Annotated in this window: 18 protein-coding genes; all 18 read right to left on the bottom strand. The window is 33.1% G+C overall.

The genetic code is table 11. From position 1 onward, the window contains the following. Positions 1 to 389: 389 nt before the first annotated feature. A complete protein-coding gene (locus tag HMPREF0634_RS06445) occupies positions 390 to 962 on the bottom strand; it encodes a restriction endonuclease (RefSeq protein WP_243440518.1) in 573 nt (190 codons plus the stop codon). A 277-nt stretch (positions 963 to 1239) separates the two neighbouring features. Further along, positions 1240 to 2604, bottom strand: coding sequence for an FAD-dependent oxidoreductase (locus tag HMPREF0634_RS06440; RefSeq protein ID WP_007790150.1), 1365 nt, complete (start codon positions 2602 to 2604; stop codon positions 1240 to 1242). Positions 2605 to 2782: 178 nt separating this feature from the next. After that, positions 2783 to 3355 (bottom strand): nitroreductase family protein, encoded by a 573-nt coding sequence (locus HMPREF0634_RS06435; RefSeq protein WP_007790037.1) that lies wholly within the window; start codon positions 3353 to 3355, stop codon positions 2783 to 2785. A 203-nt stretch (positions 3356 to 3558) separates the two neighbouring features. Then, positions 3559 to 5052, bottom strand: a complete 1494-nt coding sequence (locus HMPREF0634_RS06430) for a DKNYY domain-containing protein (RefSeq protein WP_165480196.1) — start codon at positions 5050 to 5052, stop codon at positions 3559 to 3561. A 149-nt stretch (positions 5053 to 5201) separates the two neighbouring features. Further along, entirely contained in the window at positions 5202 to 5699 is a 498-nt protein-coding gene (locus HMPREF0634_RS06425) for a hypothetical protein (protein ID WP_007790148.1), read from the bottom strand. 98 nt (positions 5700 to 5797) lie between these two features. After that, positions 5798 to 6841, bottom strand: a complete 1044-nt coding sequence (locus HMPREF0634_RS09705; protein WP_207326447.1) for a DUF1643 domain-containing protein — start codon at positions 6839 to 6841, stop codon at positions 5798 to 5800. Positions 6842 to 6982: 141 nt separating this feature from the next. Next, entirely contained in the window at positions 6983 to 8170 is a 1188-nt protein-coding gene (locus HMPREF0634_RS06410; RefSeq protein WP_050786367.1) for a hypothetical protein, read from the bottom strand. An 18-nt stretch (positions 8171 to 8188) separates the two neighbouring features. Beyond that, positions 8189 to 9040 (bottom strand): CPBP family intramembrane glutamic endopeptidase, encoded by an 852-nt coding sequence (locus HMPREF0634_RS06405; protein WP_007790112.1) that lies wholly within the window; start codon positions 9038 to 9040, stop codon positions 8189 to 8191. Positions 9041 to 9291: 251 nt separating this feature from the next. After that, entirely contained in the window at positions 9292 to 10362 is a 1071-nt protein-coding gene (locus HMPREF0634_RS06400; RefSeq protein ID WP_007790155.1) for an ankyrin repeat domain-containing protein, read from the bottom strand. 24 nt (positions 10363 to 10386) lie between these two features. Continuing rightward, positions 10387 to 10794, bottom strand: coding sequence for a hypothetical protein (locus tag HMPREF0634_RS06395; protein ID WP_040565843.1), 408 nt, complete (start codon positions 10792 to 10794; stop codon positions 10387 to 10389). Positions 10795 to 10818: 24 nt separating this feature from the next. Next, positions 10819 to 11322 carry a hypothetical protein gene (locus tag HMPREF0634_RS06390; protein ID WP_007789991.1) on the bottom strand — a complete coding sequence of 168 codons (504 nt, stop codon included), beginning with the start codon at positions 11320 to 11322 and terminating at the stop codon, positions 10819 to 10821. A 103-nt stretch (positions 11323 to 11425) separates the two neighbouring features. Further along, positions 11426 to 11815 (bottom strand): hypothetical protein, encoded by a 390-nt coding sequence (locus HMPREF0634_RS10005; protein WP_007789994.1) that lies wholly within the window; start codon positions 11813 to 11815, stop codon positions 11426 to 11428. Between the two features lie 75 nt (positions 11816 to 11890). After that, the gene (locus tag HMPREF0634_RS10000; protein ID WP_007789915.1) at positions 11891 to 12340 is read right to left on the bottom strand and encodes a hypothetical protein; all 450 of its coding nucleotides are present in this window, start codon (positions 12338 to 12340) and stop codon (positions 11891 to 11893) included. A 691-nt stretch (positions 12341 to 13031) separates the two neighbouring features. Continuing rightward, complete coding sequence (locus HMPREF0634_RS06380) at positions 13032 to 13649, bottom strand: SAP domain-containing protein (protein ID WP_007790085.1); 618 nt, start codon at positions 13647 to 13649, stop codon at positions 13032 to 13034. A 385-nt stretch (positions 13650 to 14034) separates the two neighbouring features. Then, on the bottom strand, positions 14035 to 14601 hold the full coding sequence (locus HMPREF0634_RS06375; protein WP_123795846.1) for a hypothetical protein: 567 nt from the start codon (positions 14599 to 14601) through the stop codon (positions 14035 to 14037). Positions 14602 to 14741: 140 nt separating this feature from the next. After that, positions 14742 to 15581, bottom strand: a complete 840-nt coding sequence (locus HMPREF0634_RS06370; RefSeq protein WP_040565841.1) for an Nmad3 family putative nucleotide modification protein — start codon at positions 15579 to 15581, stop codon at positions 14742 to 14744. A gap of 94 nt (positions 15582 to 15675) precedes the next feature. Beyond that, positions 15676 to 15813, bottom strand: coding sequence for a WCX domain-containing protein (locus HMPREF0634_RS10165; RefSeq protein WP_123795844.1), 138 nt, complete (start codon positions 15811 to 15813; stop codon positions 15676 to 15678). Between the two features lie 182 nt (positions 15814 to 15995). After that, on the bottom strand, positions 15996 to 17117 hold the full coding sequence (locus HMPREF0634_RS06365; protein ID WP_007789970.1) for an AAA family ATPase: 1122 nt from the start codon (positions 17115 to 17117) through the stop codon (positions 15996 to 15998).

Here is a 17117-nt window from a genome sequence, read left to right as displayed (position 1 = left end):
TCTATATATGTGTAAATACATGTTAAATTTAATTTTTATAAATAAAATTACATTAAATTATATATTATTAGTTATAAGCAAGAAAAAAGCAGTAAATGTTTTATATTCACTAGTTTATATTTTAAATATATATTTGTAGTATAATTATTTATCTAAGATTATTTTTTAAAACTACTAATTCTATTTACTTTTTGAACTTTCTTACCCAGATAAGAATTTTATAAAGGCTAATCCTTTTCAAAAATCTTATAGAGACTTTCGTTAGGATCTAAAATCATCTCCACCCTGTCGACAAATTCGATCACCTTACTACTTGTGTATGGTTCCCACTTAGGAAGACCATTGTCATTTGGATTTCCAGTCTTAACAAAATTTAACCAGCAATTAAATTAGTCTTCTTTTGGAACTGGAATATATACCATCTTCAGTGGAATCATCTTTTTATATTTATCACTTAAGTCATGATAATATTTTAATATTAATTCAACTAGTTCTGTTCCATTAATGCCCCTAATTATTGGCGTATTATCCAAATATTTCTGTGCATTTTTTGTATAGTTTGATAATGTTACAAAAAGGCCATAATCACCTTCACGCATTGCACCTTTCAATGACTGTATAACAGATTCTTTTATATCACTATCTTGACTCTTAACTTGGACGAGAATTCTAGGAGGTAGCTCATCTTTATAAGCTATTATGTCAATACCGCTATCACCGCCTTGTTTTGATAATCTGGTATGATATCCCATAGCTTTTAATAAATCTTCTACAAAATCTTCTAATGCATACCCTTTCAAATTTTTGCTAAGTTCTTTTAAAATATAATCTTTTGTCGTATCAGAAATCTGTTCAGCAATTACTCCTAAACTATCATTATCTTCACTATCACTAATACCAATTTTTTGTTTAGTGCCAGTTCTAAGTATATCAATATATTCATCAGCGTAGTTTTTTACCATAAAGAATGTCAATAGTGAACCAATCTCATATAAAGCCCCTTGTGAGAACTGTGTCCTTGGCAGATGTTTTAACCATTTAACGCTGCGTTGATGTGCATACTATACTTGATTTGACATATATTTTTAATCTCCTTCTTTTTATTAAATATTTTGAACTTAATAAACAGCATATGAATTTAGTAGAATTAAGTCCCTCATCAATCTAACCCCTACAAAGTCACACCTCCTAACTTAATTCTACTTAATTACCTATTCATAATTTGCTTATCCGAACTCACTACTTAATCATCCCAAACAAGTCATTCAATGCCTCTGCCATAGTAGGATGAGTAAAAATCTGATTTGCCAACACTGTATATGGCTGTTTCATAATCATAGCCAATACCACAATATTTATCACTTCATGAGATTCCTCTCCGAATAAGACAACACCTAAAATCTGGTCTGTATCAGCATCTACAACGGCCTTGTAAATACCTGTCTGGTTTCCAAGTATCTTTGCCTTTGGAATTGCAGTTACTGGCAGCTTTGCTATCTTAACCTTATATCCTGCCTTTATCGCATCATTTTCACTTAGACCTACTTTTGAGAATGTAGGATGAAGGAATGCTGAAAAAGCTATTGGCTGTCTGTCATCCCTTGTATATTCACCCTTGCCATCTAGGTAGCTTTTCACAATACGGTAGTCATCTAAAGATACATATGTGAACTGAGGTCCACCATTGATATCTCCCATAGCAAATATGTGGTCCTTATTAGTCTGTAGGTGTTTGTTTACTTCGATAAAGCCTCTTTCTGAGACCTTTACTCCTGCCTTTTCTAAATTAAGTTCTTCAGTATTTGCCCTTCTACCAGTTGCAACTAAAAGTGCCTCTGTTGTAAGTTCCTGCTTTTGACCATTAACTGAATATTTAATTTTAACAGTTTCTTCATCCTGGTCAACTTTTTCTAATGCTGCATTAAAGATAAAGTCTACTCCCAATGACTTGTATGATTCAAATACTTCCTGAGCCACATCTTCGTCTTCTCTTGGTAAGATTTTGACCCCCATATCTATGATAGTTACCTTAGTCCCAAATTTCGCATATGTGGCAGCAAATTCAAGTCCTATAAATCCACTTCCCAATATTGCTAGAGTTTCAGGGAATTCTTCTAAGTCCATTAGGGTCTCACTAGAGTGGATCCTCTTCTTTATTTCTAAACCTTCTACCTTAGGTACAAAAGGCCTTGCTCCAGTATTAATAAAAATTCTTTCTCCATAAACCTGGTAGTCTCCCTTATCAGTCTTTATACTAATGGTATGGTCATCTACGAAAGATCCAAGTCCATCAATAACCTCAACATTTTCATTGTTTGCGACCTTATCATAGTTAACCTTATTTAACTTGGCTATTAGGCCCTTCTTATCTTCTACAGACTTTTTATAATAGTCTCGATTATTTATGTTACTAAAAGGTCTCCTATCAGCCCTTGTTGCTAGGAACTTAGATGGAATACAACCAACATTAATGCAAGTACCTCCATACATTTTAGGAGATTTTTCTATTAATATAGTCTTTTCTCCCTTACTAGTTAAGTAATTAGCCAATGTTTTTCCTGCTTTACCAAATCCGATAATTATATTATCAACTCTTTTATCCATAATTATATTCCTCCTTAATTATTATTTATTATATCAGATACTCTAAATATTTACACATTTAAAGTCTATGATTTTTTAAAAGATCTGCTAAGTTATATATTTTTGATTTTCTACTAAAATTAGATGACCTTTTTCTTTTAGTTTTTATACTTATTATTCTGTATAATTCTTATTTAGGCTACCTAACTATACTTACCCTTTGCTCAATGTCTTCTTTATCTTTTGGATCTGGCTCACTAACTATTCCTCCAAAAGGCATCTGGGCAACTAGCTTATATTGGCTAGGTATATCGAAAAGTTCCTTTACCCTTTCATCAATCACTGGGTTATAGTGTTGAAGTGAAGCACCTACTTTTAATTCTCTTAAGGCCGACCAAACAGCAAGCTGTAGCATTCCATTTGCCTGATTTGCCCAAACAGGAAAGTTGTCTGCATAGTTGCTAAATTTTTCTTGTAAATTATTAACTGTCTCTTCGTCATATAAAAACAAGACTGTACCTGCCCCTGCCTTGAAGGAATCAACCTTTTCCCTTGCTAGCTTTCCCTCGAATGCATTGTAAATTTCATCCCATAATAGGTCGTGCTTCTCACCAAAAACAATCACTACCCTGGCACTTTTCGAATTGAATGCATCTGGTACTAAGGCTGTAACCACCTTTATTTTTTCTTCGATTTCATTTTCTAAAACCGGCATATTTTTATCTATATCATAATATGATCTTCTATTTGCTAATGATTTTATAATGCTCATATACTACCTCCTGTATGATTTTAATAATCAACTTTTTCCTTTATAAAAGTATTCTTTTTTTACATGCTTGTCATATTTAATAGGTACCACAAATACTAAGGCAATAAACTATTTTCATTCCTATAGTGCTTGTGACTTTCTTGCTAGCAAAGGCTTCTATTAAGACGAAATAGATGTTTACAAAGCTTATCTCTAAAAAAGTGCTAGTATTTTCTACTATTCCAATAATGTCTCCTGCCTAATATTATAAGGATAGTAATTACTAAAAGACCAATGTTTCTTACAATCTTATATTTGGAACCATAAATTGTAACACTAGCATCAGATATAGTTTCACCAGAAATTGGGTCAATCTTTTTCTCTGCTATGGAATTTCTTATATAATCAACCCCTATTTTATCATCGCTTCGTTTTTTAATATTGGACATCATATCATCAATTACCTTTTTATCCCTTATCTTATAAACCGTATCTTTTATTAGTTGGCTATTTCCCAGGTTGTCAAAGTAGTAGTAGAGGCCATTTTTTTCCCAAAGTGACCCTATAATACCATGGTCAATATCTCCTATCTTTTCCCAACCTTCTTTAGAATCAAAAGCTACTAATAGGGTATGTTTAATAAAGGTTCTAGGTATACGATGTTTGCCATACCTGATTTCTTCATAGGCATTCAGGTAATAGATCTTATCATTATCTGAAAAAACATTGTCAGTTAAGGCCTTTACATCCCCATTAAAAGGATTATCACCAGACCTTTCTATCCTATGCCTTTTTGAATTATAGTAATATAGTCCATCCTTGGATATAAAAAACATACTATGGGCATGGGTGCTTTTATTTCCAATAACTTCATATGGGGCGTACTTTTCATCAAACCTGTAAGTCCCATTGAAAACCTCGCCAGTCTTCCTATCGTATAGGAAATAATCTTCCTGTGGTATTTCAACTATCTCTAATTGACCTGAATTATTTATAGGTAGAATTTCATCCTTGTAATATACATTTTTTTTATCGCAGAAAAACTCTCCATTACCTGAAACCGTACTTATTGTATTGATATCAGCATTTTTAAGAGGCTTGCCCTTGTAGTAAAGGTTCTTCCCATCTGTCGCAAAATATATAAGTCTGTCAAACTTCTTAATTGATCTTTTAGTCGCAAGTTTTTGATATGGGTATATGTATGATTGTGGCTTCTTGTCCTTTGATACAATATATTCCATACTTTGAATGACTTCCATTGGCCAGGATAGGTCAGTATTTCTTTCCGATTGGTTTGAGCAAAAGTAAGTACTTTTGCCATCACTAAAATAACCATTGCCAATAGAATAAATAGCCTTGGGATTTAAGTCCCTTATTATCTTATTTCCAAAGTAGACATTGTTTTTGTCCACTGCAACACATTTATTGTAAGTGATATCTGTATCAACTACTTTAAATGTGATTGTATCAGCACCTTCTACCTGGTAGTAGCCACCACTAGGAATCATTGCATATACTTTGCCATCATATTTGTAATATATGCTTTGTTCAATTCTTTGACCCTGGTTGCTTATAGCAGTATAATCCCCATCATGTTGGGCCATGCTGTATAGAAAGAATATGCAGGCTAATAAGACAATTAGGGGTAGGCCTATCTTTAGGACTATATTGTTATAATCAATATTTTTATCTTCAATAATATTTAAATCATTCTTCATAGTCATAGTTTTCCTCGCCACTTATTTTTTGTTATTTTAATTTAAGTTTCACTACATAATTATACCATATCCAGTGACTCAAAATACCTATGTCACTATGGAATACCATTATTGCACAAAAAATAGACCTTATAGAAAGATTCCCCGGCCTATTTTTTACAAGTTTTTTCAATTTCTCTTGCTATCTTACTCTTTCTCAATTTTCCCTCTCGTATGTATTTTAGTAAAACAGCAGGATTTAGACTGTATGATAACTGTAATTTATAGTAATTTACCCATTCTATCACAGCGAATATCCAAATCGCTAAGGATATTATTAAGGTGTAAAAGCCACTATATTTGAATATTATCACCAGTATTCCTATACACAGTAAGATTAAATCTATTATCTTTAAGCCCTTGTAAATCCTTCCCGTATATTTTTGAGCAAACCTAGGCTTTGAAATCCGTTTTATCAAAATACACCAAAATATTGAGCCTTGTATAAGTACAAAACTTAGTATTAATAAGGGGAATGAAATAGAAATCAGAGCATTCGTACTAGTAATCCATTTTTTAAATAGGAAAAAATTAACCCAAAATACTACTACGGCCACTAACTCTCCAGTAGCTAGACTGGTTAGTCTTTGCTTTATTTGTTTTTTCAAACTATTACCTCCAAAAATTCCTAGACTCAATCAATTCTTCTAAATTTACAAAATCATCATTTGACATTTAATACCTACTCGATTAAATCACCTGTTTTCTATAAATTTTTAATATACGAATCTATATCGAAAGGTTCAAATCTAGTATCCTTTGGTAAATATAATGGATGACGTGGATGGCCTTTTTCAGTCAACTCACCTGCATTATACCACTTCGAATTAAAACTTTTACTCAAATCAACTATGCATTTCAAACAACCTTTAAGATAAGACCTCTTATAAATATTTGTTCCCCATGCAGCCCAGATTATAGGTGGACTCTTTACATTATTAAAAATCCATTTAAAAGCCTCCATATTTTCTTCATGAAGTTTTTCATTAAAAATCGTATCCATATCACTAGGATTTGTTGCTCTTTGTGCATATACATTAAGCATTATATATGAGTCAAAACCATTGTTTGATGCTAATCTATCAACAGATTTCATTGTATTATCTAAGTCATTTGGACCTGCTGTAGATGGATTAATTCCAATCACAATAATTGGTTTATTACCTTTGGTTCCAAGTACATATCTATATTGAGTATAAAATTCTGGATAGTATATCCATTTACTTCCATCATAATTTAAACTATTATTATTCATATTTCTTGCATCCTTAAATTTAAGTATACTACTATCACTTTTTGTCACTGATTCTTGTTCATTTAAATCATATTCTTCCAAAACTTCTAAGGCCTTGATATATAATGAGTATTTTTTACTCTTTATACCATCCATTCTGTCAATATTAATATTATGTTTTAAATCTTGAATCTTAACTTCTCTCGCAATTTGATTTTTAGATATAGATTTTATATACTCCATATATGGTACTTCCTTTTCATGAGTCAATAATCGTAATATATCGACTACTTCAAGAGGAAAGCCCTCTTTTATTAAATAATCAAAGTCATATTTATCCCTATGATCTTCGACTAAATCATGAAGTAATGCAACACATGTAGCACATTCTCCATCCACTTGAGTTGCAAGGTAGAATGGATGGAAAACATAAGGATATCCACCTTTATCAAAGTCTTCTTTATGAGCTTCATACATAATATTAATAGCTTTTTTTACTAATTCTGAATAATACATTATATCTCCTCTTAAAACACTACAAAATTCATTTTTATACTCTATAAAATCCACATTTTTATACCTAGACGAAATAAACGCCACCACATAAATCTGTGGTATATTCCATTCTCCAGGCAAATATATCATACAATCAAATTTTTAAGCAAAATCATCATCAAGATATTTTCTTATAATCCTCTTTGTCTTTTCTACAGGCAAAGGAACCTCGTCTTCACTAAAATATTCAATCTCCTCTACCTCTACAACTGCTTCATGATTATCCCGGCCTGCAGGAACAATAACTAAATCACCAACCTCTATACTATCATCATCAGTGATATAATAGTAGGTTTTGTATCCCCCACTAAAGCTTACACTGCAATAAATGTAATCAGATTTACGTCTTTTCACCCCATTGTAATTTGCTTTGGAGAAAATTTCTCCAAATCCATAGTAATACATAAAATCAATTACCTTTTCAATAAAGTCTCCAAAGTCATCTGGCAGTCCTTTTTTATCAAAACTACCACTTATAGCACGGCTTGCCCCATTCTTACAGTCAATGGTGATGATATAGTCCTTTTCTTCATCTGGCCTATCTATAGCATCATCTGGATTCCCTTCGATATTAGTAAATATGGCTTCTGGGTCAAAACTATTCAACAGACTTTTAACCCTGTCTTCAACCTCAAATTTGCGAGTAACCTTATGACCAGGGGCAACATTTTGAATATGTTCTAGGGTTTCTGTCTTTCTATCTATAATTAATCGTTCACTATATTTCCAAGTTAAGTATTCCCGCTCTTCATTTTCCTTTTCACCACGTTCCTCATCACCATTTTCCTCTTCATAACTTGCTTCTATTCTTGTAGTTCTCAGATAATCCAAAGTGATTCTATTTATAAGGTCTGGCCTGTCCCTTCCATCAAAGACAAACAAGTCCTTCATACCTAGTGTATCACGAACAAGATCCGACAGGTCTTGACCCTCATAATCAATCCTCGTACAAAGTGAACCCGTATATATACGTACTTTCCCATCCTTACTCGTTATTTCTAAGTCCCAAGACCCAACATCTATAGCGTGGTTTACTATGTATTCATAATCAAAAAATATTGTAAATCCAGCAAGCAATTTATCAGCTTTTTCTTTAGGTATTTTTGAAGTCATAGTCCTTGATTTTTCTAATTTTTCTTCATAATCAGCATAGTCATATCCTGAAAAACTTACCTCTCCCTCATCATTTATGGTAAGTTCTTGTTCCACTTCTTCGTCATGGCTTGGCGTAGAATCAAAAGAGATGTTATTGGATATGATTCTTACCTTTTTGATAGTATTTTTATGCAAATCCAATCCCCCTACTCTTTAATTACTTTCCTTTGAAGCTTTCCTCGCTAAAAAACCTATAAGCAAGGCAGCGCTTATAAATCCAACAATAGCTGGTAGGGCTGCTTCAACACCAAAATTACCACCTGTAAGTAACTTACTCGTAGACTTTACTGGAATTATAATATATGATTCGTTACTCAATCCATTAACTATATCCCCTATTCCAAAGACTCCTCCGATTATAAGAGTGTTCCAGACCGTATGCGCCAATGCCCCTGGATAGATTGAACCTGATTTCAGTGCAAACAGGGTAAACATTACTGCAGCAGATGAACCAGCTAGAATTAAAAGTACCAGGTCTATAAGATCAAAAGTCTGCATGTTCATTATATGGGCACATGCAAATAAGATAGCAGGTATAATCACCGCAACTTTTAGACCTAGAGTTTTCTTCATGTACCTGAAAATCATACCCCTGAATATTAACTCCTCACATATTCCTGCTGTAATACCAAGACTAAAAATAGCAGTTATCAGAGATATCCAAAATGTTCCCGGCCTTGCAACATATGCTTGACCTGGAAGTATGTAGGCATAGAAAACAAGGACTAGGATTGGCAAGGCAAGAGAAATAAGGACCAATTTTATATCTATCTTCTTTAACTTTAGTCCCAGTTCATCTGAGTCAATTTTTAACAGCTTTGATGATACAAACCAGGCTAGGACAATGGTAACTGCAATCCTTACAAGGGCTGGTATTATAAGTTGTAAATACTGGCCAGAAAAGTATTGTTTAGCTAGGTTTTCTGCAATTCCTCCTATTATTAGTACTATGATAGAAAGTGCGATGACCCCTATATTTTTTCCTATTACTTTTGTTTTTTCCATCTATAATCTCCTTATCATATATGTTAAGAAATGTAACTGCAATATTAAAATCTATGTCTTGCGGATTTTCTTCCTTTTTATCCAATAGATAACTTTTCATTTTTTCAAGGTATTCTATTGATTTTTCATAGTCTTTTAAAAATGCTTGTTTATATCTATCCTCGTATTCAGTTTTTTCTTTATACCAATAGACTTTGATTTGATTTAACATTTCACTAATATACCTTTACTGACATTTAACTTATATTCTATTACCTAGTATAATTGGTTTTATCTAATGAAATTGGATCAGGATTTAACCCTACCCATAAAACCGAAAGCTGGCACAAGTGGTTTATTATGAAATCTTCATCACTATCTTTTTTGCGAATATCTGATACTAGCCTTTTAGCTTCCTCTAATTCTTTTTCTGCAAGAGAATTTCCAGATGCAAAAAATTTCAATAAAGCTATAAGCATGTTGCGATATCCCCTATCCCAATTCACTCCACCATTTCTATATAATTCATCATGTACTCGTCCACTTATACGAATAGCTTCCCCCTGTAGGGTTTTTGCCGGTCCACGGGAAGGAACCAAAAAATCCCAAAGCATCTCAAATTGTTCTTTCCAAGACCCATCTTTGACAATAATTGGAGAAATGCCATCATGAATTTTACGTTCTTTAACAGGTTCCACATTAAATAATGTGTATAGTTTTTTAAGTGCTGAATCTGTTTCAGGAATAGAATCCTTATGAAAGTTCTCCCTATGAAATTCAAAATTTTGGCCTATATGCTTAACTCTTTCTATCATATCAGGTGTAATCTTGTCCCCCGCCTGCAATATGATATCGGCAATTTTAGCAGCTTCAATAATATTGGAATTCCCGCAAACAGATAGACAAGAAGCAAGTGGGGTTTGACCCATATCATTTTTCACACAAATATTTGCCCCCTTTTCCACTAAAAAACGAACTGTATCTGAATGGAAAAAACTTGCCGCAGTATGCAGTGGGGTATTTCCGTATCTATCAGTTTTCTCAATATCTCCACCCAAGTCATAGAATAATTTAACACTACTTCTTCCTAGGGTAGCATGACTATATAGGGGTGTACGACCGTAATAATTTTCAACGTTTACATCTAAACCCTCTCCTACAAGCCAACGAGCAAGTTCTTCAGGTACATTGGCATGATGAAGGGCTGTATTCTTTCCAAAGCGTCCATCATATGAGGCATTGAGCTCACACTTTTCATAGAGTGCTTTAAGCCCTTCTATGTCTCCATTGTTAATTAGTTCTTCAAAGTTTTTTGGTAGAGTAACTCTTTTCTTCTTTCCCATAACCTTTCCTCCGAAAATTCTAGTTTATTTATATAGTATTTTTAGCTTATCTTTTTTCTGCTTGACCATTATTGTAATTGCAAGACCAATTATAAGGATATGTGGAGCATACATAATCAAATCACCCCAGCCAGTCATACCCATAGTAGCTATAAAAGATACAACTAGAGATAGTATATATGGGATACAAATTACGCACCTTCCTATAGGGTTTCTAAAGGCAATCAGATGTAATATCATAAAAAGCCCCATGCAGTATGTTCCTACGGTCATTGGGTTTACTTTGATAAAAAAGTCAGATAAGATGTGGCTATCCTTATTAAGCACAGCAAAAATCCAATACATATATGATACAAAATACATTAAAGTGATTGCATCTAACACACCTGAAATTATTCTTATTATTCTCATTTGTTCTAAGTTTTTCTGCATAAAATACTACCTCCTTCGATTGGATTATCTTATTAAGAATATAACACCTGCCTGAATCACCGATACAAGTGGTACAATAATTAATGGTGCAACGACAAAATGTTCCTTTATTGCCAAATGTTTCATCCAATTACAAAATTCATAATCTGGATGTCCTTCTGTACCAGGAATCACAATCTTTGACTTATACTTACCTTGAAACAAAAGGCAGTCCAACAAAAAGAAATCTCCTAAGTTTAATATGGACCACTGAATGTATCCCATTATAAAAATATTCCTAAATCCAGTAATTCCTGTGTGTAGGAGGCTCACTATGGAATATATCAAACAAATCCCTACAATCACAATCGTTAGGATAACATTAATTTTTTTCTCTTTTTTTGTCATTTGTTCCGGTGCAGCCTTCTGAATTGCTTTTGGATAAGAATCAAAAAAGTATCTTGGATTGATAAGAACCAAAGCAGCCACTATACCATTGAAGATTGCTGCTATTGCTATACCATCTAAAATTGCTTGAATTAGATCCATAAAAACCTCCCTTTCTATTATTAGATTATAGTTGTATAATATTTAGCATTGAAAGATAATCTTTTTCGCTTACTAGCACTAAATATTATGCAACCTTTTAAATTTATATTAAATGTTTGGGTGTGTTTACATCCGTATATTTTGCCAATTTTTGTTTTTCTTCCTTCACAATTCGATCTGCAAACTCTGTTATTTTATTTATTAGCCACATATGAGCTGTAGTCCCCTCACTATAATCCGCTTCTGCATACATGTTTATTCTATTATCTGAACGTAGTTGTTCAACTTGTTTCATTGCTTTTATATCACCCTTAGGATAAATAGCAAATGTTGCTCCCTCATTTTTATTTACAAGAGAAAAAGCCGGAATATCACTAGGTCCATCTGCGACATACACCATGTTAACAAAAGGTACTCTTCTTAATTCTTCAGGAATTTTTAAATTAACATCAGAAACACCTTCTTTATTAACACCTTTATTTATTTCAAACAATGCTCTAGTTTTACTAGTATTATCTATTGTGTACCCCAGCTCACTAATGCATGAATTTCCTTCATTATCTTCGCCTTAAATTAATTCACACCCCCAAACATCTTCGACATAATCAATGACCTTTGACCCCTTGATTATTTGACTCATTCCAGTACTTACAATATAATGTTCAACCTTTATATCATGAGCTTGATATAAAGAGTTATCTTCAATAGCCTTCTTTGTACTCTCAAATATTTCTGGTACACCATTATAAAATTTCAATTTTTCCCCAAGTGATTTTAATTTCTCATTATTTAAACCCTCGAAAATTCGATTTTTTGCAAGCTTTATAAAGTGATTTAAATATATTGTATCAGGATTAACTCTAACATTTTGTTCCTTTAAATACTTTTCTGGCAACGAATTAACCTCTTTCCAAAATTGTGTAGCATCATACCCATACTCTTCAAATATAGGCTCTTGCATATATCCATTAACTAGAGTTTTATCAAAATCCCAAACTATTGCAATTATATTCGCCATAAAATCCTCCTAAAAATATAATTATTATTTTTCTTAATTGTATCAAAGCAAATCGATTATATCAATATATTTACAGTAAAAACTCTTTAAATTAACTCAAATATACAGTATTAACTGCTGAGATTTTCGTCAAAAGTAATGCATCCTTTATTTAAACTGTTCGAAAAAGTAGGGACCTATATCCAAAAAATTTATCTTTAACTTCTTGTGGATCCATTTCTCTTACATCTTACATATACTTCTGCAAGACAATATATATCATTACAATTGAGCATACGCCGAATTAAGTCAAGTTCTTCCTCATTATGTGCATTTGGGTTCTTGTGCGGTTTTCTTGATTTTAATGCAAGACTTCGTACATCTCTATCATATTTTTTAATTGACGGTATACAAACTGCCTATTGATATGATACCATCTTGCTACTTGAGTTACTCCATACTTAATAGCATATTCACATAAACATTGGAGAAAACGCATTTCTTCTGTTATACTTTTCATGAGAGATACTCCTTTTTGATATTGTTTTGTCGGTAATAACTATTATATTAAAGTATCTCTCTTTTTTTATATCTGTAACATATGTCTCATAACATTACATCCCGTCTGTATACGAAAACATATCTACTAAACTATTTAACGATTGCATAAGGTTATCGTTAAAAGATATTACCTCGACAAACTGGGATTTGTTTATTTTTGATGCTCCTCTATTTTGTATCTATACTCATCCAGAAGTTGTCTTGAATAGATTTTTTCATTTGTTGAATCTCTGACTTCTTTCCATAGAATAGCAGCAACTTTTAACTTATTAGAATAAAAATCGCTAAATTCATCTGAGCAAAAGTCCTTTAAGAATTGATTCCATTGACAAACTGAATGATCATACTTAGCATAGTCTGACTCACCATAGTATACTTTCAGCATATCTTGAATTGTAAAGTTTAAGTCATTCTCAGCTTTTACTTTTCGCCAAGCTGTAGCCATGTCAGCATTAAATTTAAATGGATCTACGCCTGTTACAACCGAAAAATACTCTCGAAATTTTTGGTTAAAGGAAAAGCCACATTCAAGCAATGGCGTATTTAAGGTTATCGCTTCGGCTTGTCTTTTGTTTACTTTTCTTACAGACTTTTCTATTCTATTTCCCTTAAAATATTGTTCTATAATATGATTCAGCTCCTGTTTTGTACCTCTGTATTCTAATCCAAGAGACTTACAAATTTGCGAAAGCTCTTCTCGATACCAATAGTATCTGTTAAATTCTTCAAATGATTTTATATTGCTAAAATCCGCTCGATTTTCTTTCAACTACTTACCTCCAACTTCTAATTTTTCTTTGCTTAAAAATAAAACCCATTATATAATTCCATAAACTCCTTAGCAAACTTTGTTACAAGTTCATAATCAAGTGCAGTGGCTAAGGTTTCTTCATTTTTGAAATCATATTTTTATTTGAGTCTTCCTGCGAAACTATTATTCTTACATTTAATCCTTGCTTCTTTTTCGCTAAGAACTCTTGATAAATAAAAACCATTCAATAACTGCCCTCATTATAAATTTAGCATCTCTAATTCCCTGAATCACTTCATCTTGTGTATCAATTACCTGGGACGTATTTCAACGTGATGTAAAGCATAATCATCAGATTGAAGATAACTCATTAAACAATTCCTCTTCAGTCCATTTTCTCAAACTAATCTCCCCAACCTATCAGTCTAACTTTCTCACCATTAATTCTATTTAAAGCCTTTTTGTAGTCGAACCTTATACCATCTGGATAAAGCAGCTCAAAAATTTTCTTAGCATTCTTTTTTCTAAAAAATATTTCTCGCTCCCATCCATTCTTAACTATTGTAACTAACTCCGGCGGAAGCTTTACCATTTCCAAATATATTCTACTAGAATCAGGCATTCCACTTTCAATACAAACTACTCCCTTTTCTTCCTCAGCTTGTTCATCTGACATAGCAATATAAACCTCAATTGGCATAGTGAATGTTATCCATGATAATCTACCATTAGCTCCCAAATTTTTCTTGATTTTTTCTGTAATTTCAGGTGCCCATTCCGGTCTAAGCATAAATAAATTAACTATATAATTTTCTATTGTTTTATGTCCATAATACTCAACCGGATTAACAGAGGTTTCTTTGCTCTCGTGATCTGGCCAAAGTAATCCCTGTGACTTTTCATTCATCCATGGATCAAAAATGATCTGTCCTTTGTAATAAAAATGTGCATAATCCATTAAGTTTGGCATATAAGCATGGTTCATCCATCAAGCATCTTCCAAGCCAGGTCCTCAGCTACTTTTAATTCTTCTTCATTAAAAAACACAATCTATACCTCCTCTTCATTTAAAAATCAGTACACAAGAATTCATGTACATTATTCTGTACATCAGAATATTCTCTTAACCCAATCTTTCGACTCTTTATTATCCTTCAGAACCAATTCCTGCCATATTCCTGCATAATAAATTCCTTCCGGGTCTTTGGCTGAATTCTTGCGTTTACTCTTCCTATTGTTTATCTCATTTATATTGTCTACATCATATGCCTTCTCCTTCTTCCAGGTTGCCTTGGGTTTTCCAGGCATTGAAAGTACTCTTTTTTCATTATAAGAAAAAATCCCACATCCGGGCATATCCGGTGCAAATGACAGATGCTCCGCAGCTGTAAATATCAGATTGTTGTTTCCAAATATCCGTTTATTACAAGCATGTGGGTGCCAGAAAAATTCCTTTTGCTCTTCAGCTTCTGAAATGACTTTTCCAACCTGAAGATATCCCCATATAGCCTGCATTTCTCTACCATAGTATGGATCTTCTGAATTTTTATTTCTGCGTGCAAACTTATATTTTCCATCGCTCTCAACAACATGCCTAAAGTTACCAAAAAACAAAAACAAGTCACCTTCGTCTATCTTATTATTTAACAGATATGATGCAGACTGATTTATTTGCCCAAATGCAGGTTTCCACCCTGCAACTGGATCTACTCTTCTTGTAATATCCAGGTCTGGATCAAGGTGACAGCATTCATCACCACTATAGCCAAGATCTTTAAGTATCTTATATAACAGAACCCCATTATAGGTCAATTCATTATATGCAATTTTATCCATCTCACGATCCTTACTCGGAATTGGAAATGACAGCATTGTATCATCTTCAAATATCGGGCTAGGTATACCACCATTAGCACTATCAAAACCCTTCCTACTCAATATTACCTTCATCTTGAATCCCCCTTTTCTACTTTCAAACTTAAGTTGATAGAAATAAAATTATCCGTAATCATTTTTTATACTTATTGTTCAATTCAAAAATAGCTTATTTGAACCGATTTCTTAAACCTTCCGGTTTCAAAACTTCAACATACGGTCCATACTGCAATGCCCAATAAAACATAGTATTCTTCCCCTTTATCTGCAGAAGAAATGTGCCCTCTTCTTTTTTTGTAATAGACATCTATTCCACCCTAGTGCCTTAAACACAGTGTCCACTGGATCATTTACATCTCGACATCTAGTTTGGACAATAAACGCTACTGTCTCAACATGGCTCGATACGATTGATTGTCTTGACTATTTCACCGTTTATTGGAACAAGTCCACAGCCTTTTTTGTGTTCGAACCGTTTGCAGGAATATGTCAATTATCTTCCACTTTACTATATTCAAAATTGAAATCTTCGGCTTTAATGGTTGATAAATCAACACTGCTTGGAGTATCTACTTTTACTACTCGTCTTGCATGATTCATAACCAAATTATCATACAGGTTTCTTGCTAACCTGCCGTTTGCAAAGTTCTCCTCCTTCGATAAAATTTGCTGTTCAAAATACAAGTGGATTTTTTCTTTAGCTTCATCATCTAGAACATAATCGTTTCTTTGGCACATGGAAATCAAAATTTTATCCATCTCAGAAGAACTATAGTCATCAAACTCTATAAATGTATTAAAACGAGATTTTAATCCAGGATTGGACTCAAAAAATTTATTCATAGGCTCAGTATATCCAGCAACAATCACAACCAGATCATCTCTGTAGTCTTCTAAAGCCTTCGTTAATTCTGTCAAACACTCTCTACCATAAGAATCGGAATGGTCATTTTCCGTGATGCTATAAGCTTCATCGATAAACAGAACGCCACCTTTAGCTTGTTCAATAACTTTTTTGACCTTAAGTGCTGTTTGCCCTTGATATCCTGCAATGAGGTCTGTTCTTGAAACTTCAACAAAATGTCCTTTTGAAAGCAACCCAATTCTCTTATAAATTCTACCTACGATTCTTGCAACTGTTGTTTTTCCCGTTCCAGGATTACCCGTGAATGCTAGATGCAAGGTATTCTTTGTTGAGTGGAGATTTTTCTCTCTACGCAACTTTTGAACCTTTTGATACACTATCAAATCTTGCACTTTATTCTTTACTTTTTCCAAACCAATAAGGGCATCCAATTCATCTAACAACTCTTGAAGCGTTCTCTTATCTTCGCCCGCATCCGTGGTCGGTTTGCATATACCTTGAATTGTGGTATAACCATAAAATTCAATCAAACTGGAGTTAACAAGCTGTGCTGCTCGTGTAACCTCAATTTTGTATTTCGGATTGTCCACAGATTCAGATATTCTTTTAAGCAATGTAATGGTAGCCGACTTGCTGTGTTCATCCACAATTGCTGTTGCCAACTTTGTAATTTCACCACAAGCATCTGTAACAGCATCCAATTTAGAAGCATTGTTAAATAATGCTTTACCATACTTATCCATCAT

The sequence above is a fragment of the Peptostreptococcus stomatis DSM 17678 genome (assembly GCF_000147675.1).
Taxonomy (GTDB): Bacteria; Bacillota; Clostridia; order Peptostreptococcales; family Peptostreptococcaceae; genus Peptostreptococcus; species Peptostreptococcus stomatis.
The sequence above is the reverse complement of the archived record's forward strand: the minus strand, read 5'-3'. Positions and strand labels throughout refer to the sequence as shown.